At 50.7% G+C, this 20,614-nt stretch carries 12 protein-coding genes; 5 read left to right on the top strand and 7 right to left on the bottom strand.

Going from position 1 to position 20,614, the window contains the following annotated elements:
* The first annotated feature begins 1,333 nt into the window (after positions 1 to 1,333).
* The 4 genes from V2H77_RS16860 to V2H77_RS16845 all read left to right on the top strand — a co-directional run bounded on the left by V2H77_RS16860 (position 1,334) and on the right by V2H77_RS16845 (position 14,258).
* The gene (locus V2H77_RS16860; protein WP_341499726.1) at positions 1,334 to 3,448 is read left to right on the top strand and encodes a type I secretion system permease/ATPase; all 2,115 of its coding nucleotides are present in this window, start codon (positions 1,334 to 1,336) and stop codon (positions 3,446 to 3,448) included.
* The gene (locus V2H77_RS16855) at positions 3,448 to 4,836 is read left to right on the top strand and encodes an HlyD family type I secretion periplasmic adaptor subunit (RefSeq protein WP_341499725.1); all 1,389 of its coding nucleotides are present in this window, start codon (positions 3,448 to 3,450) and stop codon (positions 4,834 to 4,836) included. Before V2H77_RS16860 ends, V2H77_RS16855 begins: the two co-directional genes overlap by 1 nt.
* Positions 4,836 to 6,992, top strand: coding sequence for a type I secretion system permease/ATPase (locus V2H77_RS16850; RefSeq protein ID WP_341499724.1), 2,157 nt, complete (start codon positions 4,836 to 4,838; stop codon positions 6,990 to 6,992). The genes V2H77_RS16855 and V2H77_RS16850 overlap by 1 nt, the downstream gene beginning before the upstream one ends.
* A gap of 87 nt (positions 6,993 to 7,079) precedes the next feature.
* Complete coding sequence (locus V2H77_RS16845; RefSeq protein ID WP_341499723.1) at positions 7,080 to 14,258, top strand: TcdA/TcdB pore-forming domain-containing protein; 7,179 nt, start codon at positions 7,080 to 7,082, stop codon at positions 14,256 to 14,258.
* 209 nt (positions 14,259 to 14,467) lie between these two features.
* Here V2H77_RS16845 and V2H77_RS16840 read toward each other — a convergent pair whose 3' ends face one another.
* From V2H77_RS16840 to V2H77_RS16820, 5 genes are all read right to left on the bottom strand, one after another.
* The gene (locus tag V2H77_RS16840) at positions 14,468 to 14,983 is read right to left on the bottom strand and encodes a DUF2247 family protein (RefSeq protein WP_011144917.1); all 516 of its coding nucleotides are present in this window, start codon (positions 14,981 to 14,983) and stop codon (positions 14,468 to 14,470) included.
* Positions 14,980 to 15,804 (bottom strand): hypothetical protein, encoded by an 825-nt coding sequence (locus V2H77_RS16835; RefSeq protein ID WP_341499722.1) that lies wholly within the window; start codon positions 15,802 to 15,804, stop codon positions 14,980 to 14,982. Before V2H77_RS16835 ends, V2H77_RS16840 begins: the two co-directional genes overlap by 4 nt.
* 148 nt (positions 15,805 to 15,952) lie before the next feature.
* Positions 15,953 to 16,180: a hypothetical protein gene (locus V2H77_RS16830; protein ID WP_341499721.1), complete on the bottom strand. Its 228-nt coding sequence runs from the start codon at positions 16,178 to 16,180 to the stop codon at positions 15,953 to 15,955.
* 139 nt (positions 16,181 to 16,319) lie between these two features.
* A complete protein-coding gene (locus V2H77_RS16825; protein WP_049584802.1) occupies positions 16,320 to 16,544 on the bottom strand; it encodes a hypothetical protein in 225 nt (74 codons plus the stop codon).
* Entirely contained in the window at positions 16,531 to 17,823 is a 1,293-nt protein-coding gene (locus V2H77_RS16820; protein WP_341499719.1) for a VENN motif pre-toxin domain-containing protein, read from the bottom strand. Before V2H77_RS16820 ends, V2H77_RS16825 begins: the two co-directional genes overlap by 14 nt.
* 5 nt (positions 17,824 to 17,828) lie before the next feature.
* Here V2H77_RS16820 and V2H77_RS16815 point away from each other — a divergent pair, with 5 nt between their 5' ends.
* The gene (locus tag V2H77_RS16815; protein ID WP_341499718.1) at positions 17,829 to 17,918 is read left to right on the top strand and encodes a SymE family type I addiction module toxin; all 90 of its coding nucleotides are present in this window, start codon (positions 17,829 to 17,831) and stop codon (positions 17,916 to 17,918) included.
* 65 nt (positions 17,919 to 17,983) lie between these two features.
* Here V2H77_RS16815 and V2H77_RS16810 read toward each other — a convergent pair whose 3' ends face one another.
* Together V2H77_RS16810 and V2H77_RS16805 are read right to left on the bottom strand one after the other, a co-directional pair.
* Positions 17,984 to 18,364: a hypothetical protein gene (locus V2H77_RS16810; protein ID WP_118988289.1), complete on the bottom strand. Its 381-nt coding sequence runs from the start codon at positions 18,362 to 18,364 to the stop codon at positions 17,984 to 17,986.
* The coding region (locus V2H77_RS16805; RefSeq protein WP_341499717.1) for a VENN motif pre-toxin domain-containing protein at positions 18,361 to 20,614 on the bottom strand (2,254 nt) is incomplete at its 5' end. The genes V2H77_RS16810 and V2H77_RS16805, both read right to left, overlap by 4 nt.

The following is a 20,614-nucleotide window of genomic DNA, read 5'->3' as shown; positions in this document are numbered from 1 at the left end:
ATTAAATCAGACTAATATCACTATCAAGAAACACGTTGCCATTATCAAATTTTCAATTATTTTCTATCAAAAAAACATTTCCAACAATAACTTTACAATTAAACATATGATTTAAATTCCACTTCAATCAAAAAAATTAACAATAAAATTCGATTTAGATCACATAACAGATAATAACAATAATAGCCAGTGAGCCTGACCAAATAACTTATATGGAAATTATCACTTCCATTATTTCGTCTCAATATATACCCTTCATCTTTCAAGCTGCTGCTTTGTTGGCTGCTTTCACTCACCCCAGTCACATCGTTATCTATGCTCCTGGGGATTCGTTCACTTGCCGCCTCGCTGCAACTCGAAATCTATTAGGTATAGAAACAATCCAATATAAACAATATATATCGAATTATCATATTAAGGTTAAATTATTCAATATTCCTGACTATATCAGTATTACTCCACCTCCTCCTTACAATTGACTGTTAACGCCCGATTCAGGGCCTGAGCTAAAGTAGTTTTGTTCTTATTATCCTCCAATAAACTAAAACGATTACCCGAAATAGCAATCAACTGAAGTGAAGTATCGGGCATTACTTAAACTTAACCTAATGACAGTTCTATGCTCATGGACTCTGGCTTTTTATCCACTACAAAAGAAATAGCGAGAGGAAGTTCTGATGCCGCGTTACTGATAACACTCATCTGCTCCCAACTTTTGCGATCACATCAACACGCAAATTTGCAGGGAATATAACACCAATTCCTGCGTCCTGAGGGAGTTGCAAAGCAGCAAGGCTGCACACCAGAATGAATCACGTCTGGAGAATATCCTTGACGTTCTGAGTTGATGGCAAAAGTCATTTATGGCCTCAGCGAATTTGTTAGAAATTTGAAAACGATTATTCCTGACTGCCATCACCAATATTTCTCTCTTAACTTATTTCCCTTACTAAAAAATAAAAACTTAAATGTCTGATATCAATTCAATATATTCATAAGCTGAATACTATAGCCAGATTAACAACGACTAATTAGCAACGACCAATTAACAATTTTTTGACACTAATTTTCCTGCAATGAAATAAGTAATTAATTTTATGATCCAAAATGAGATATTTTATTTTCATTCCAATTTTTACGATAATATCGATTAACCAACTGCAATTTTTATTAGCTTTAGCTTGCATCCACCTATAAAAATGACATATAGTTTGATTAAAGCCCGCTCTCTTAATACAAATTATTATTAATTGACTCTGCAAACATCATTTTGCGGAGAGATTTTTTTTTATGCCAACAACGTGAGAACGGTATCACGTGAGGGAAAATTACAATGAATAGGGAAAATATATCTGCCGATGCATTGCCATCCGCTCTTGACTGTTGCCGATTACTGTTGCAATTAGCTAAAGGTGAAGCTCAGGAACCACAACCTTTGCCCTCCCACAGCAAACTGAAACCAGCAATAAAGGAATACGGCGAGGCACATGATGTTAATCTGGCATTGTGCCATTTAAAATTCCTCAAGCTGACTCCCAAGCTACTGCCCCTGGCTTTTCGCGACAAACAGGGAGAATTTGTCGTATTAGCGCGCCTTTCCGCCGATCAGGCCCTGATCCAGTCCCCTTATGCCGTTTCACCCGAAATGCTCCCCATCGATGAGCTAGAAGCCAGATGGAGCGGGGAGGTGATCCAGTTACGAGAAGCTTCCCTCAGGTTCGATGTCTCTTGGTTTATACCCGCGTTTATCCACCATCGCCGCCTCCTCGGTGAAGTACTGATTTTTTCCCTGATGCTTCAGCTACTTGCTCTAGTCACCCCGCTGTTTTTCCAAGTGGTGATGGACAAGGTATTGGTGCACAAAGCGTTGTCCACTCTGGACGTACTGGTGATAGTGCTAGTGGTGGTTGGGCTGTTTGAGGTGGTGCTCCGCGGGCTGCGCGAATACCTTTTTGCCCACACAGCCAACCGCATCGATATCACCCTGGGGATCAAGCTATTCCGGCACCTACTCGGCCTACCCCTGCTCTACTTCAAACACCGTCAAGTGGGCGCTATCATCACCCGGGTGCAAGAGCTCGACAACATTCGTGACTTCCTGACCGGCTCCATGCTAACCCTGTGCGTGGACCTAGTCTCCGCCTTTGTCTTCTTCGGGGTAATGGCCTGGCTGTCGCCGGCCCTAACCTGTATGGTACTGGCGGTATTGCCACTCTATTTCCTGCTAGCTTGGCTGAGCTCCAAACCGCTGCAACAACGCATCGAACAACAGTTCCAAACGGCTGCCCTCAATACCTCATTCCTGAACGAGTCCGTCAGCGGCGCTGAAACCATCAAGAGCCTGGCGGTAGAACCCAGGATGCAACGGCGCTGGGAATCACAGACCGCAAACATGGTCGAAGCCGGTTTCCGCACTCAGACCCTCAACAGCTTCATCAGCCACGGAGTTATGCTGCTACAGAAGGCGACCGGCGTCGGGATCATCTGGCTGGGCGCCAACATGGTGATCTCTCTGGAGCTCACCATCGGCCAACTGATCGCTTTCAATATGATGGTGTCCCACGTCAACCAACCCATCGCCAAGCTAATCGATCTGTGGCAACAGTTTATCCAAACCCGGGTCGCCGTCGACAAGCTCGGCGACATACTCAACCTGCCTGTCGAGCAGGAGCAGGGGAATATCCGCCCTCAGCAACCACTCTCCGGCGATCTACAAATACGCAACCTAGTGTTCCGCTACCAGCCCCATCAAGCCCCAGTGTTGCAGGGAGTCACCCTGCATATCAGGCCCAACGAGAACTTAGGCATAGTCGGTCCCTCCGGTTCAGGTAAAAGTACACTGACCCGCTTGTTACAGAAGCTCTACGCTCCGGACGAGGGGGAGATCTTGATCGACGGCATTCCACTGCATCGGCTGGACCCCAGTTACCTGCGCAGCCAGATCGGGGTGGTACTACAGGAGAACTACCTGTTCAACCGTAGTGTGCGCCACAACATAGCGCTCAAGGCTCCCTCCGCCTCGCTGGAAAAGGTGATGGCCGTCGCTAAGCTGGCGGGCGCACATGACTTTATTCTGCAACTACCTTTGGGTTATGACACAGTACTGGCCGAAGCCGGCAGCTCTCTATCGGGAGGACAACGCCAGCGCATTGCCATCGCTCGCGCGCTGATGGCCGACCCCAGGATCTTGATCTTCGACGAGGCGACCAGTGCCCTTGATGACGAATCTCAAGCACTGATCCAAGCCAACATGGACGAGATCGCTCAGGGGCGCACCGTCATCACTATTGCCCACCGCCTGTCCACGGTACGTCACTGTGACCGCATCATTACTTTGGAGCAAGGACTTATCACCGAATCGGGCAACCATCGCCAATTGCTGGCTAGAGGCGGCTGCTACGCCAGGCTGTGGCAGATACAGCAAGAATTACGCAAGGAGGCGGAATAATGTCACTCAAGAAGCACCTAAAAACCATTCTCCTGGCCTGGCGTCGGGAGCGTAGCGCCCCTAAAGCAATGAAGCGCACCCGCGACGAGTACGAATTTCAGCCCGGCTACCTGGAGATCGTTGAACGTCCTCCCGCTCCTTGGGCAAGGTGTACAGCAATGGCACTGACCCTGTTTCTGCTGGTGGTTCTGCTCTGGTCCATTATCGGTCACCTAGACATCCATGCCAACGCCGCAGGCAAGCTATTAGTGTCCAGTCACTCTAAGGTGATCCAGTCCCTTGAAGCTGGCGAGATTGTGGCTATTCACGTGCGTGACGGACAAAGAGTGAAGGCTGGGGATGTGCTGATTAAACTCAACCCTATAGGAGTCGAGGCCGAGCTGAAAGAGAGGCAGGAGCAGCTAAACTTCAAGCGGTTAGAACTGGCTAGACTACAGGCCCTGCTAACCGACACCCCCACTGAACATTTCACCGTACAAGACGGTATACCTCAGGCACAGGTCGAGCTGGCTAAAGAGCACCTGGTCAGCGTCTGGAAAGAGGTGGTTGCCAACCTAGAAAATCTGGATGGCGAGATGAGCGTCAACCAAGCGAGCCAGAGTGCGCGTAACGCCGATATCACCGCGTTGGAGAAGCTGGCGACCAATATCAAAGTGCGCCTTGATGCCCGTCGTACCCTGGCCGCCAGCAAGTTACTGCCAAAAGTCGAGCTACTGGAGCAGGAGAAGGAGAAGCTAGAGATCGAACGCGCCCTTTCTCAACAACACGCGGAGTTGGCCGTCCTCAAGGCGCAATACCGGGTACTAGAAGAGAGCCGGGACCGCTACCTAGCTAAGATCCACCGGGAATACTACGACCAATTGAACGAAGCTCAGACCTCCATTGCGGTAATGACGCAACAGTTGATAAAGGCTGGCGAAAAACAGCGGCTACAGAGCCTACGGGCACCGGTGGACGGTGTAGTGCAGCAGCTAGCGATCCACACCTTGGGAGGCGTAGTGCAATCGGCTCAGCAACTTATGGTGATCGTGCCCGATGATACCCCCCTGGAAGCCGAAGTGATGGTATTGAACAAAGATGTGGGGTTCGTACACGCCGGTCAGCCAGTGGAAATTAAGGTCGACTCCTTTCCCTATACCCGCTATGGCACTATACGGGGTAAGGTCGCCCACATCTCCAAAGATGCGGTCAAGGATGAGCAGCTAGGACTGGTATTCCCTGCACAAATCCAGATGGAACGCTCCTCTATCGCAGTGGACGAACATGAAGTACCGCTACAAGCAGGTATGAGTGTCACTGCCGAAATCCGCACTGGCGATCGGCGGGTGATCGACTACCTACTCAGCCCACTGCAACAGTACCAGTCCGAAGCATTGAGGGAACGATAATGTCAACCATCGAATCTACTCTGTCAGAATCAATCATCGTCGACGAGTCCAAGGCTGTCGCGGACGGCGGTCTCCTGGCCCTAGCCCATGCTGCCCGCCATTTCAACTTAGCGGTGGAACCGGAACAACTGATCCACCGTCTCGGACGCATTCAAGGGGTCTCGGATAGTCAGGATATATGCCGCTGCGCCCAGTGGATCGGTCTGAGGGCACGCCACATCACCACAGACATGAGCCGTCTCGATACCCTGCCCCTTCCTATCTTGCTGGATACGGAACAGGGCTGGCAGGTGCTAGAGAAAGTCGAGGGTGAATTCGTTACCTTGTATCAGCCAGACATGGGTAAGACATGCCGCTATCCCCGAACCGTCTTCGCTAGCCATTGGCAAGGCAGCGCCGTGCTGCTGGCAGAGGCAACCGAGCAGCCGAAACAACAGCGGTTTGGCTTCGGCTGGTTCGTGCCTTCCATCCGCAAGCATGTCATCCAGTTCAGGAACGTGATCCTGGTGTCTCTGATGCTACAAGTGATCGCTCTGGTGACTCCCATACTGTTCGAGAACGTGATCGATCGGGTGCTGGTTAGCCGCAGTCTATCTAGCCTGCAAGTGCTAGGAATCGCCATGTTGACTCTGGCTTTGTTCGAGCCCGTCTATGGCTTCCTGCGTTCCTGGCTATTCACCAATCTCGCCAGCAAAGTCAACTCCGAGCTCTCCAGCCGCCTCTATCAGCACCTGGTGGCCCTACCTATGGGCTATTTCCAGCAACGTCAGACCGGTGAAATCATCGCCCGGGTGCGCGAGATGAACCAGATCCGCCAGTTCCTCACCGGTTCGGCGCTGACGATGGTGCTGGATCTGGCCTTTGTCGGCCTGTTTGTAGCCGTGATGTTCTCCTACGCCACCAAGTTAACCTGGCTGGTGCTCGGCTCCCTTGTGCTCTATTTCCTATTCTGGTTGGCTGTCGGGCCTATACTGCGAGCTAGGGTGTTGCGGGAGTACGAACTAGGAGCTGACAACACAGCCTTCTTAACCGAGTCAGTCACCGGTATTGAAACCATCAAAACCAGCGCCACCGAAGCGGGCTTCCTGCATCGCTGGGAGCGGCAACTGTCTGCTTTCGTTCGCGCCTCATTCCGCGCCAAAGTGGTGGGGATCTTGGCTGGTCAGGGGATCAACCTAATCCAGAAGCTGACCTCCGCCCTACTGCTGTGGTGGGGCGTTACTCTGGTAATGGAGGGCAAACTTAGCCCAGGCGAGTTGGTGGCTTTCAACATGCTCTCGGAACACGTGACCCAACCGATTCTGCGTCTGGCCCAAGTCTGTCAGGATTTCCAGCATACCCTAATCTCGCTACGCAGGATCGGCGACATTCTTGATGAGAAAGGAGAAAGCGGCAATGGCGGCCTGGCCTCCATACCCAAGCTACAGGGAGGAGTGAGTTTCAGGGGCGTGAGATTCCGCTACGACGAGGATGGTCAGGAGGTGTTACGCAACCTCAACGTCGAGATTCATCCCGGTGAATTCGTCGGCATCACAGGGCCGTCCGGCTCGGGCAAATCCACTCTGGCTCGGCTATTGCAGCGCCTCTATGTGCCTCAGCACGGCCAGGTATTGGTGGATGGAATCGATTTGGCGATCGCAGATCCGGTGGCGCTGCGCCGTAACATGAGCGTAGTGCTGCAAGAAAGCGTGCTGTTTGCCGGCACCATCGCCGAGAACATCCGCTTGTGCCGCCCTCAGGCCAGCGATGCAGAGGTGTATGAAGCCGCGACTCTGGCCGGCGCCGATGGTTTTATCAAAGCGCTGGACCGGGGCTATGAGACTCAAGTCGGCGAGCGTGGCGGTCAGCTCTCCGGCGGGCAACGCCAACGCATTGCCTTGGCCCGAGCGTTACTGACCAATCCGGGGATATTACTACTGGATGAAGCCACTAGCGCCCTGGACTACGAGTCGGAAGCAGCGGTGATGACCAACCTGCAACGCATTACTCAGGGTCGCACAGTGATCAGCGTCGCCCATCGCCTTAATACCCTGCGTCATGCCCATCGGATTCTGGTGATCGACCAAGGTCAGGTGGTCGAACAAGGCAGCCACGAGCAATTGCTCGCCTTGGACGGGCTCTATGCCCGGCTGTGGGCCTTGCAGATGAAGGATTGAGTCCCAGATCGCAGACGGCCAGCCATAGCCATTCTTGAAGAGTTTAACCCATAAATACCAAATTAGAATTTTTCTAAGAGAACCATTATGTCCAATAACAGCTACCAATCGCTGCTCGCGTCCGCGCAGGCGACCCTTAAAGAGATGCAGCACAGACCGAATATCAAGTCGTTAATCCAGGCGATCAAGCAAGGATTTAATAAAAATAATCATAAGTGGACCCCTGAGTTAATCAACAAGCAGAAAACGCTGGAACACACGCTGGAGAAAGACGCTTATATACGTTACAGCAATGATCTTCCGGTTGGCGCCAGCGGCCTCAATGACGGTGAGCAACGGACATTTGTCAATTATATCAAGGCACTGGCTGGGCGTACCACCAAGGTTGATATCTTGGTGCAAGGCAACGAGAAGGCAGCTCTGTCTTCTCAAACCGATGCCATCTTGGGTAGTGCCGATGCCTTCCGAGTGCTTCCCAAGGATTTCAAGCAACGCCATAGTGCCCGAACCAATATAGGCGCAAGACTAACCATCAACGTTGACAAAACACATTTCAACTCGCTTGCCAATGCGTTGACCAAATTGTTCAATCATGACAATCGTAACTGGCTGGAGCAGGCCAAAATCATGGGCCCGAAAAATTTGGGACGCCGTACCGACCAAGCCGTGATTTATCTTTCCAGCGCCGGAGTCGAACATGCTCATACTATCGGCAATAAGCTCAATAAACTGCTACCGGCGACGGCCTTTATTGAACATACTCCGACTGGCATGTATCGCGTAGGCAAAGGCATTGCCTATTCTGAAACAGTTGAAGGTGAATCAAGCAGTCATGGTCAGTCTCGAGCACGCCTGATCGCGGCTGCCGGTACAGAGTCCTTACTTACCAATACGCCGATCGAAAAGACCCTATCGAGAACCTTGCAACAGCGCGGGTACGATATACATAACCCAGCGCTGCTAGCGCAAGCGGTACGGGATCGCGATATCAAGGGGAGGCTGGTGTCCATGTTTGGTGGAGCCGAGCACCGCCAAGGCAGCACCGATATCCAGCAGTTCGCCATCGATCCTGTATTGTTCGCCAGATCCAACACCATCAGTGCCGAGACATTGGTTAGAGCGGGAAGACTCCCGGCAGAGGGACATGCCCAATTGGTGAAAGTTAAAGCCGGATTATACGAGCTCGAATACGTTGCTCAAAGCACGAATAATGTCGCTAAGGGTAACATCGACAGCGTGCCAGCGTACTTCCTCGGCTACAACGGTTCAAACCAAGCCAACGCAATACCAGCCTATGTGGATATTCCTAAACATGCGGTTCCGGGGAGTTTTCTGTTTACTGGAACGTTGTCGGGATGTTCGCTGGTGGTGACCGACCTTAATGCTAATACTTACCGGGTCTACCACGATAGTCGAGTTAACAGTTCGCTGCTGTATGACAACGTAGTCATGGCAGTGGACTATAAGGATTATCAGGTAGCAGGCACTGCTGAAGGCTTCGCCGCGGCATACATGCAATACGTTAATGGTGAATGGCAACTGGCGTTCCAGCGCCAGGAATATCAGCAAGATGGTCAAACGCTCTGGCCGAAGTCGCGCAGCAGCGAGGAACCAATATCAACCCAGGTCGCTAACAGTCAAGTGGCTGAGCGTAACCAAGCCCAGTTCGCGACTTACCGTGAGAGGATTCATCAACAACTGAAAAAGGTCGCTGCCCAGTTCGGAGTGCGAGTCGAAGGGGTCCCTTATGGTGTATACAAAGAGGGAGAATTTTCTCTTCATCATCCGGCGATTGCCGCGTGGATTGAGCTGTGTGATAAGGTTCAAACCAAGATCACGGCAGACACTCAGCAGTTGGTAGACAAACGAAACGAACTTTATAAGGCCCGCAACGGCGCCAGCGAAAATTTTCAGCTTGCCCTGATTGACCAACAGATAAAGCAGATCGATATTACGCTAGAGTACTACAAAGCGCGATACGATTCAGTCTTGCATGAAGCGCTCTCCGTCGAACAAAGCTGGTTATGGCAGCAAATCAAGTCCAAAAGCGGTATAGATGCGGTGGTGCGGATTGACGATACGTCTATCCAGAGCAGCGGCGGTAAGGAGCACACCAGCAACGTGGGTGAGCGTTACGCTATTGTCGAAGCTTACCAGCGAAGCAGACAGAGTGCCGAGTTTACTGATGGCTTGCGCAACTTCCAAGATATCAGTATTCCAGGTTTTGACAATAGGATGTCGGCCCTGGAGATGAAAAGCCTGTTTCTTGACGGCCAACTTACACCTAAACAGCGGGGCGCCTTGAGCAGCCGCATCACTGAAACCAGCCGGGCCGAGTACATCGACAAAATATTGAAACAGACAGCAGTATTCAGCGAAGATTTTCATCGTGCCGGTAGCAGCTTCGATCGTCTGGCGCCGCAAGATTTTTATCTATCGTTGGTCGGAGACGTATCTGGCGGCCGTTGCTATCCCTTGGTCAGAGCGATGGCAGTAGCGCTAGCCAGCGGCGGCGAGGCGGGTATTAACAATCTGGTAGAAAAACTCTTCCTGGCCGCCGCCTCCCCTGAGGCGGGTAGTTCAACGCTGCTAAAAAACAGTCTGGCAAGATTGCACTCCAATATTGAGGCCATACAGGCATCAACGCCTCAAGGGGAGGTTAAATTGTCCAGGGTGGTTTCCCGGCTGAAAAAGGCCACCAAAACCTCGACGTTCGCGCTCAATACCCCGTATCACTCGATGATGGTGGGGAGTACGGTTGGATCTGAAGGGCGCCGTTACTATTTCTATGACCCGAATGTCGGGATTTTTGCCTTCAACGACACGGCCAGCTTTTCCCTAGCCCTGAAGAATCACTTAGTGAGACGCAGACTGGCCGCCCACTACGGTTCGCTTGGCAGCGAATTATCCCCAATCTTCAATCTGGTGGAGATCAATGCTGGCAAGATGGCTGAAGCGCAGGTGGGTAACGGCCTGAACGTAGCCGACCTGACCCTCCCCGGTGAACTGGCCGCAGTTATAGAGCAACAACGGCAGATTGAGCAAACGGTTAACGCCCAAGAACGGATTGCCGAGGACACCCGGTTGCGCTCCGCGTTGGTGACTCTCGATGCCGAGCAATGGGGAACAAGGTTCGACGAGGCCAGTACACGGCTCGCTCAGGAAAACAATCTTGACCAGCACTGGATGCCGGTAATCAGCAATACCGAGGACCAAGGCGAAGGCCGCTACCGAGTCCAGTTCATTAATCGCAACCAACCGGAAGAGACCCGTTGGGTGAACAGCGGCGATGCCACCTTTATCGAATTCCGCCGCTTCGTCAATGAACATATGCTCACCCTGGGCCAACATTTCACCCTCGAACACGGCCAGGTACGACTCAAAGGCAATGTCGGCGAGGTAGCTCTGGTTGATGGGCTGAACGCCGGGTTTGCGATACAGACACTGATCCAGTGGTTTGCCGATAAGAACCGCCACGATGCGGCACAAGGGATCGATTCGCCCGACCTGGCTACCGCGCTCAAGGTCCACAGCTACCTCAACTTTGTTCAGATGGCTCACGGTAGCGTGCAAGATGTAGTCAAAGTTACCGCACTGGTGCGTACAGCGTTGCACGGCGAAGTAGTGGCAGCCAAAACGTCACTCAAGGATTTTACCTCCACCCTGGGGCACACCGTCAATGAAGGCGCCGGTTTATTATTTGGCGGCGCTATGGTCGGGCTGGATGCTTATGAGCTAGCCCACGCCGAGAACGATATACAAAAGGCGGTGTTTGGTACCCAGTTGGCGTTTGACTCGGCTAGCTTTGTTACCGGTACCACCGGGATAGGCGCTGGATTGCTCGGCGCTTCGACAGCCAGTGCAGTACTCGGTGGAGTCGGTGTGATCCTTGGCGGGCTCTCGGTGGGCTTTACAGCACTGGCGCAAGCCTTTGGCGCGGTTGCCGAGGATGCTAAGGCGGTGGGCCATTATTTCGACATGGTCGATAAAGCCTATAAAGGCAATGGCTATCAATATGACAACCAGAAAAAGATGCTGGCGCCTCTAGCCGGAGCGGTAATTAAGACCTTGGATCTACGCAAGAATCAGATTGACTTCGACAGCCAGTATATCTACCGCACTCATTCCGGCCCTACCGGTTCGGGGAAAATCAATTACTTCTTCTGGATCGGTGACTTTCCACGAATGGTCCATGACCGTGATCAGGCGATCGAAGTGCGTAGCGGCATTGGTTACAAAGATATCTCCCGGTCCCTCGAACATGGCGACAGCAAGGTTGTGATCCTGCCGGGCACGCCCAAATCCTACATCAGCTACGAATACATGCTGCTTCCCGGCGCCACCACACGCCACGACGCCGGCTTTGATGTGATCCGCAGGCTCGAGGAAGACAAGCGGTTCGACTACGACTTCTACATTTTCCCGGGAGAGGAGACGATCCGCAGAATTTATCATGAGTACGTCAACACCTCGATCGAAGTGGTGCTTGACCAGCGCAGCAGGCAACTCATCGTGCCCGAGCTACCCAAAGAGCTGCATGGCTACCTGCATTATGAGATCAAGGGCGCAGGTGGTGAGTACCTGATTGGGCTTCACGAAGGTACCAGCGTGAAGCTTTCGAGCGACGTCTCCCACAGCTTAGCTGGTGGCGTACCGTCGCGCTGGATCATCGATAGCAGCCAGCTCGCCAGTGACAACATCAACATCACGAAGAACCAACTGATAGTTGGTGGTGTAGTAATTGAACTCGACCCGGCCCAGAAGGAACAAGTGCTGGTGGTCAACCGCAAAGGCGAGGTGCGCAAAGTCGACTTCTCCAACCTGACAACTCAAGTGGTAAGCGAAGATGCGAGCAAGTGGCAGGTTCCCGGCCAGCAAATCGAGCAGTACCTAAGTGATCTAGCCAAGGCGCATCAGTTGCACGGGCAGTATGTGGTGGTAGAGAACTACAACCATAACGGGCGTAATGTTGGTCGGGCGTTCTACGACGTAGCCAACGAACGAATGTTATTCACCGACACCGCCCACGAACAGGCCAAACATGCCCAACTGGGTGCAGTGATGGGCGGCCATGCCTATTTCTTTGATGCCGACAACGCGGCAGCATGGCGGGTAGACATCGCCACCGGACAGGTCGAAGCACAGTTTGAGCCCTGGTTCAACCAGAATGCGGGCAAGATCAGTCGGCTATGGCAAGAGGGGGATGCCGTCTATCTAACGCGCCGTTATCAGCTAAAAGAGAAGGAAGCTGAACTGAGATATCGGCTCCTCGGTGACCGAATGGAATTGGTCAGCGTAGTGGGTGATGATGCGCTGCTCCAGCTTTCGGCACGTACCAGTCAGCATGGTGATGAGTTCAAAGCCATACTTCAAAGCTACGAAAACAGTAGCACCCAGCGTGAAACTCCGACGTATACACTGGGCGCACGGCTGATCCAGCCGACCAATGCAGAGCTGGTCACGGTGTTCAGCGTGGATGCGGCTGGCGCTCCTCGCCGTTACTGGATACGCACCAGCGACGATACGCTAATCAAGCCGAATCTGGCGCCGCCAGCGGATCAGATCTTGCATATCAAAGAACACGAACAGACCCGCAGCGCCTGGCCGATCCCAGCCGATCTCGTGTTGGCGGGCAGCATTCCCCGCCCCGCAAGTACAGAAGTGTTCTTCTTCTATAGCAAGGAACAGAAGGCTCTATTCCGCCAGGAAGGTCCCGGCCAAGCTGTTCTCGGCGCCAGCCATCCCAGTGCATTGCGCATCAATACGCCAGCGTTGGCTAACCTAGTCAACCTGAATGGTAGCCTGCTCGCCATCACCGACGATGGACGTGTGGCCCGGCTCGACGCTCAGGGGCAGCTTCACTATGAAGCGGTTAACGAACATTGGCTCAAGGGACGTACCCACTGGTGGCAGGATCTGGCTAGCGTCACCGATGGCAGAACCACTCTGGCGGTGTTCGGAGTCAAGGGCGCCGACGGCAATAGCCTGCTGCCGGTGTGGTACCACAACGGCCAGGTAGTGGTGGCTTCCGCTCCCTTGCAAGACAAACATCTACAGTTCCTGGGATTCGAAGAGGATGGCGCCTCCGCGCGGCTCTTCGAGGCCGAAAGCGGCAAGCTGTATCGTCAACCAGCCATGACCGCGAATGCGTTAGCCACGGCTTTTGGTGACACCGGCCAGATGCTTAGCGCCTCGGCGCAACTTCCCGCTGCCAGTGAATTGACGCCAGATTTGCATCTCAAGGCGGCGCAACAAGTCGATACTGACATGCGCCTGACCACGGTCAAAGGCGAGATCTTGCTGCGAACCAACAATGACGAATTGCAGTTAGTTGGTGTTGACAAAGGCTGGCAGCAGGACAACTTGGCTCAACTGCCACAGGCGCTCACCAAACTCGCCAACCAGTGGCAAACCAAAGGGGCTCTGACTTTGCAGGACAACCAAGAGCTAGGCTGGTTCGATATCGGTAGCGGTCAGATATTTTCGGGTAATGGAATCCCTGTCTCGAATAATCTGCGCTTCGTAGGGATCGCCCCAGACGAGAAGGCGGCATATGTGTATAGCCCGACGAGCCAGGCGCTGTATCAGATCAAAGACGGCAGCGCGCAAATACTTAACAAGTTTACGGGAGTGGAACGCGTCGGTTCTTCCCTTCTGCTTCAAGGCGGAGGTGCAGGCGGCAGCAAAGACGAATTGACTCCACCAATCATTGCCGGTGTCGACAGCGTGGTGCTGCATGGCGGAGCCGATAACGATACCTACCGCCTCAGCCAAGCGATGTGGTCCCATTACCATACGATAATCATTGACAACGACGACCGGGGCCAAGCCCTAGACAGCTTGATCCTACCATTGGCTGATCCAGAAAATATCCTGGTGAATCGCCACGATGACGACTTGATGTTGACCGACTCCAACAATGGAACGGCCTTAGTAGTGCGTCAGGTATTTGGCAGCCAACCTATGGCCCATCGGCATCTGGAGATAGAGCTGGCAGGTGCTTCTTCAGCGGTCAGTGTGGACCATCTGGTCAAGAACTTTACCCTACGGGGTTACACTAAAAGGAGACTGGTGGATCTGTCCTGGGCTAGCAAGCACCCCGTCATGGCGACCCGTGCAGTTGACGCTGTTCCGGGTGCGGAGAAGCCGAACCTAGCCAAGCTAAGCGGGGCTATGGCTTCGTTCCCTGATACCGGCGGCGCCAGCGAACATCTGTCGCAAATCCGTCAGGCTTCTGAGACGGCACTGGTGCCATCACTGTCCTAAGGTAGCACGAGAAATAATAGAAGGGGCGGCATGCCCCTTCTGTCCAAATTGCTGACAAACCTCGTTGAAAATAAACTGCCTTCCAAAAAATTCGCTTAAAATTAAGTGGGCTGAGTCCGGTAGAGCTCCCAACTCAAACATTATTAATGCTAGTATAACCTGTCCAACTTTTTGGGGTTACTTCTCTAAGGTTGGGATCTGTATCAACTCTATTGCAATTGCTTAATCTCTCTATCTAACCAGTTACGATGCTTTTCTATCAATAGGTGGTAATTCTCTTCCGAATAGTACTCTGTCGGTGAAAGATTATTACCAACACCCTGGACTATATTTGGTGAATCAACACTATCTCCCCAAAGGTTCCAAAACTCGTTTAATTTGAGAAGACCATATACATAATCATCAGGCAATTCATTGAGTAATAGGATATATAAAGCGACATATCTCCATTTCCTTTCTGATAACTGTATATTTATATTTTTTTTATCACATATGACTTCTAAGCTATCGATCACTTCACGATTGATTTCTGTGCAAAATGCAGCTTCAGACACCTCGACCAGAATTGAATCAGACAGATCAAGTTTTGTTAATTCATTACATGCAAACTCACTTATATTAGGAGCAGATAAACGACCAACAGGATTTCCCTTGGCTCCAAGAAAAATCATTCCCCAATCAAGTAATTCCATTTTTTTAGCTAACAAGTACATATCATTCATCATGGTTTTGATGGCACTCCATTCACTGTTCCGCCAGTAACAAACATTCTATGGTTTACACCACCTAATTTTGGATCTACTATCCACTCAAATCGTCCTTCAACCCCATTTAATTTTCCTGGCAATTGATAAAGAGTGGCTCCATTTTTCAATTTCGTTTGTGTTGCTAAGCCAGCATAATTGTCAACAATATCATTGAAACCATGAGCCTTAGCTACTGAAGGAAATTCTTGTGTCGCTGTTGGCTTACTCCTATTTGGATAAACAGATATTTCTCTCCCATCAATATCAACAACAGTTTTATTAGGTAGTTGATCTACTTTATTTCCACTACCAGTTCCTTTCTCGCCACTCCCAACCCTTTGATGCTCTAATACGTCATTCTTGATTGTCTTGTCACTTGCAATGTTTTCTTTTCCATTAGGTAGTGGCTTCCCATCAAACTTACCAACCGGATGCTCAACATTCGTCACCGTACCCTGATCCTTCAGACTGAATTTCCCTTCTCCTACTTTCCATTGTGGTGATGAACCTTCTGCTTTGCTACCCGAAACAGGATTTTTAGCCAGCGCCAAGAATGCTTTAGCCGCCACATATTGCATCACCTTCGCTTCACTGGTCGGGATGCCACTGGACACAATTTCAGCGGCTTTCTCCGGCGTCATTTTCTCATTGGACATCACCACATCCAACGGGACACCGAAGAAGTTCCCCCACGCCACAATCAGCCCTCTGGCTGGATCTTGACCTTCGGGATGGGTTCCCCGGGCTTGCCTCGCCAGCTCTTCGGATAGCTGATCCGGTGTAGCACCTTCCTTGTACACCTCCCTTTCAGCTCGGCTATCACCCCGCCCAGAATCGCATACGCCACCACGTTTGTCGCTTTTTCCTCCGGAGTTAATTGCTCATATGCCTTATCTCCGTAGATCACCTTTTTCACCGCATTCGACAGATAAGGGGCCGCTCTGCCGGCTATCGCGGCCTTAATATCGCCACCCGCCAAACCCTGAAGCGCCGCAACCACCGCGGTGCCTGACGACGATTGCCACCAATATCCGCCCCCTGCCCTTTGATGGCGCCGTCATAAGCTATCTTATACGCCCTGTCCGCAATGGCTTCCACTGTGACAATACCGTTTTCCTGCTTTAACTGAGCCTCCGCTTGCTGTTTCAGCGCCTGCTGCCTTTCCGGGTCTTTCAATGCTTCCGTAGCTTTTTTCGTTGCAGTGATGGCTTCCTGCGTATTTCAGCATTGAACACGGGCCGTTGATTATCCGGCTCGTTGAGAACAGCGGAGGGTTAAAGGGAAAATCCTAGCACTTTGGCTGGGATTTTTCTCACTAATACATATCAAATAGCCAAAGTAAAAACCCAGCTAAAGCACCTGCTGCTCCAATTTGCAAATGAACCCCTATATTGTCTTTGATGGAACAAAAAATATCGGCTTTGTCTATAAACCATAAACTGAAAGCTTGTGAGATAACACTCAGCAAGAAAACAGCCAAGAAAAAAGAAAATGATAGATAACACATAATCACTATTGATTTCATTTTATTTTTTTTCATCTTGTTGCTGTTTTCCTTCTTGTACTGCTCCCCCAACAGTAGAGTTGAACCAACCTGATACGGCTGAATCACCAACGTTACCAGCCACTGATGGGACTGAACTTTGTCTCGCAGGCTTTGTAATTGTCCAAATCCCGATTGGTTCCCATTCAAGTTGTTTCGATATTGGATTGAAAATCTTCTCCATTGGAATTTTCAGAACATTACCAGCCGTGTAACCTGCACTGGCACCTCCTTTACTCAATATCGCATTTAAGAACGGATCATCCCCTTTAATTTCCGCAGTGTAGTAACCACCTATTGCATTCCACGTTACAGTGGGGTTGTAACCTTTTCCAGCAGTAATGGCGCCAACAACACCTGCACCAATCAAATCAGAGAGTTTTACTTCTTTCGTCGTACCATATTGAATAGCCGCATTCATACCACTGGTGATCCCTGCTGCAAGTAACTGTTCTTTGCCTTTTGCTCCCTGAATCATCGCCTTTGCACCAAAGACCATTACAGGCCATGAAGTTGGATCTAAGGCGACAGCGGCAACTCTGTCAGAAGTGGTAATATTATCCTTCAAAAACTGCAAATCCTTACCATTCAAATACTGCACTATCTTGATGGCGTCGGGATCTTTTAATTTCTCTGACAATCGAATTTGTAACGATCCCTCATCAAGCGCAACATTCGTATTTGCTTGAATAATTTCTTCATAAGTCACGCAGGTAATACCCCCTCCTTTGCATTTTTCCTCTAATTCGGCGCTATTCTTATTGCTGGTGTCCAGATACTTCTGAATGACAGCACCGCAATCCCCTCCTTTAGACTTACACTCGGCCAGTTCTTTATCAAAACTGCGGCTTTCATCTTCGTGCAAGTAGTTATTCTCAATCGCATTCTTCGCCGTCTGCGCTCCATCAACGCCGCCCGCTGTCGAATCCGTCACCAGCCCTGCCGCTATCCCTCCTGCCAGCGTAGACAAATTACTGATTTTTTCCTTCTCATCCGCTATCAATTCGTTCAATTTCTTATCCGGGTAAAGCGCTCCGGCGATAACTGAGGCCGCCAGCTCGCCACCCGCAGCCCCCACCGACCCTGCAATAGCTGAACCCCCTTTCAGCTCAGCTATCACCCCGCCCAGAATCGCATGCGCCACCACGTTTGTCGCTTTTTCCTCCGGAGTTAATTGCTCATATGCCTTATCTCCGTAGGTCACCTTTTTCACCGCATTCGACAGATAAGGGGCCGCTCCGCTGGCTATCGCGGCCTTAATATCGCCACCCGCCAAACTGGTTGCAAGAAGCGGGATTTGCCACCGGGCAGCCGGTGCAGGTCAGCATTGAACACGGGCTGTTGATCATCCGGCTTGTTGAGAACAGTTGACGGTTAAAAGGAAGATCCCAGCTCTTGGGCTGGGATCGTTTTTACGTTCTCAACAGGGTACAGTGCTAAGCATAACGCTCTGTCAGTGCTTTCATATGTCTTTCTACCGTTTCTTTACTGTCAGGAAAGGCAGTGATATAAGCATCAGATATATACTGCATCAGCATCACAAATTGATTTGGCGTAATTTCTGAACTTTCAAATTCCCCCAAGAAAAAGGTGACGTAATCAAAATCCTCAGGAATATCCCAATCCTGATCCAAAGAGTAACCAAATCCTTCAGATGGAGAAAAACCATACCCCTTGCTGGCATTGAGCAAAAAGTTCATAAAGGAAATTTTGTTGTTATATAAAGATTCATAAAGAACTTCATATAAATCCCTACCCTCATTTTGAACAAGGTAATGTTCGATATTTTTTAACCAATTTATGTGTTGATCACTCATTTAGAAGTCCTCGCGGGCATAGTAATAAATGCATTATTAACTTGCCCTGTCTTAGCATCTCTGGTTACTTGAAACCAATATCCATCAACTTTTGCGGAATACTGTCTATGATTAGGATTATCCCTAAAATAATTTTCTGCTTGCTTAGCTGCCTTATTAGACATATCAGCAATTTTGGTATCGGATAACACCTTAGGATCATAAGTTGTTTTAACCGTTTCCTTTTTAAAGCCTATTTGTTGACCTCGTCCATTTATTGCAGGAATTTGATATTTGTACTCGATTAATCCCGGATAACGTTTATCGGTAATTTTGTGGTTAATTTTCCCACCCGTCATTTCAACAGACTCTAAGAACGCATCCTGCTTGTGAGCTCCAGAAATTGTTCCCATCTTACGATTAACAACGCCTAATTGGGTATTATGTTTAGTTACATCGGCAACAAAACTTTCTGGAATTAAGTGATTAGTCGTTTTCCCTGTTTGATTTTGTGGTGTTTTCACCTCACTATTTCCAGCATTAACCTGCTGGCCTGTGGATGTGTTAGCACCTTTATTATCCTTTACTACGTTTGAAGATGATGGCTTACTTCCTTTGCTGCCCATGCCGCCAGTCATAGCAGACATTGCCGCACCCGCCAAAATTTCCGCACGCTGCTTATCCAGACCAAACTGTTTCTCAAGTTTCTGCGCAAATTCCGTACTGTTCACAATCCCTGATTCATCCATTTGCTGCATCAGCAAAACAGACAGATCATTCTTCATGCTCCATGGAATATCTTCACCCAGTGCCTTATCAACGGCCTGACGGACTAACATACTATTGGCAGGGAGTTCACCGTATTTTTCTTTACAAGCCGCCGGATCTGAAGCACAGGTCGCAATCAACTCGTTGCGCTGCTTCAGACTCAAATCTTCCATTTCTTTCACGATTTGATTGCAGTCGCCACGCGCCTCACACCCTTTTGCTTTCGCCACAAAGTCATCGATTTGCTTCGCGGTCAAAAAGTTATTCTCAACCGCATTCTTCGCCGTCTGCGCTCCATCAACGCCGCCCGCTGTCGAATCCGTCACCAGCCCTGCCGCTATCCCTCCTGCCAGCGTAGATAAATGACTGATTTTTTCCTTCTCATCCGCTGTCAATTCGCTCAATTTCTTATCCGGGTAAAGCGCTCCAGCGATAACTGAGGCCGCCAGCTCGCCACCCGCAGCCCCCACCGACCCTGCAATAGCTGAACCCCCTTTCAGCTCGGCTATCACCCCGCCCAGAATCGCATGCGCCACCACGTTTGTCGCTTTTTCCTCCGGAGTTAATTGCTCATATGCCTTATCTCCGTAGGTCACCTTTTTCACCGCATTCGACAGATAAGGGGCCGCTCCGCTGGCTATCGCGGCCTTAATATCGCCACCCGCTAAACCTTGAAGAGCCGCAACTACCGCGGTTACCGCCTGACGACGGTTGCCACCAATATCCGCTCCCTGCCCTTTAATGGCGCCGTCATAGGCTATCTTATACGCCCTGTCCGCAATGGTTTCCGCTGTGACAATACCGTTTTCCTGCTTTAACTGCGCCTCCGCTTGCTGTTTCAGCGCCTGCTGCCTTTCCGGGTCTTTCAATGCTTCCGTAGCTTTTTTCGTTGCAGTGATGGCTTCCTGCGTATTATAGATATCCATCACTTGTATACCAATATTTGCAATAGCCTGCGCCTGGGCCAGACGCCGCTGTTCTTTTTCCTTGTCAAAAATCGGGGTCAGACCATTCGCCGCGTTTTCTGTATCACGGCTGAGGCCCGCTATATCCTGTTTCTGTTTATCCGCATCACGCACCGTAATCGTACCGTCACTCACCGCAGCATGAGTGGTAGACGATTTACTGTCACTGTGGTTGGCGCCGGACAGCATATTCGATGACAGATTAGAAACCAGCTGGCTGCCAACCGCACCGCCTGTACTCATGCCAACACTTTGATGTTCGGTCTTGTATTCCGCCTTGTTCCGGATGTCACTAAAGCCCAACGTCCCCGTCTCCAGACGGTTCCGGTCTTTGTCTGCCGTACTGCCAATGACTGCGCCATCAAGCTGGGTATGCTCACCTACCCTGATATCAAACCCGCCTTTGCCCGCAAAAATACCCGTCTGTTCTTTCACCGATTCGAACTTGCTGTGCATCTTGTCACGGCTGGCATTTACACTCGCCGAACCACTCATAGAGCCATAGGTGAAGCCGGCGCCAGCACTGACATTCTCCTGT

It is taken from the genome of Photorhabdus sp. P32, from assembly GCF_038085095.1.
Classification (GTDB): Bacteria; Pseudomonadota; Gammaproteobacteria; order Enterobacterales; family Enterobacteriaceae; genus Photorhabdus; species Photorhabdus luminescens.
Note: the sequence above shows the minus strand (reverse complement) of the source record. Positions and strands in the feature narration are given on the sequence as shown.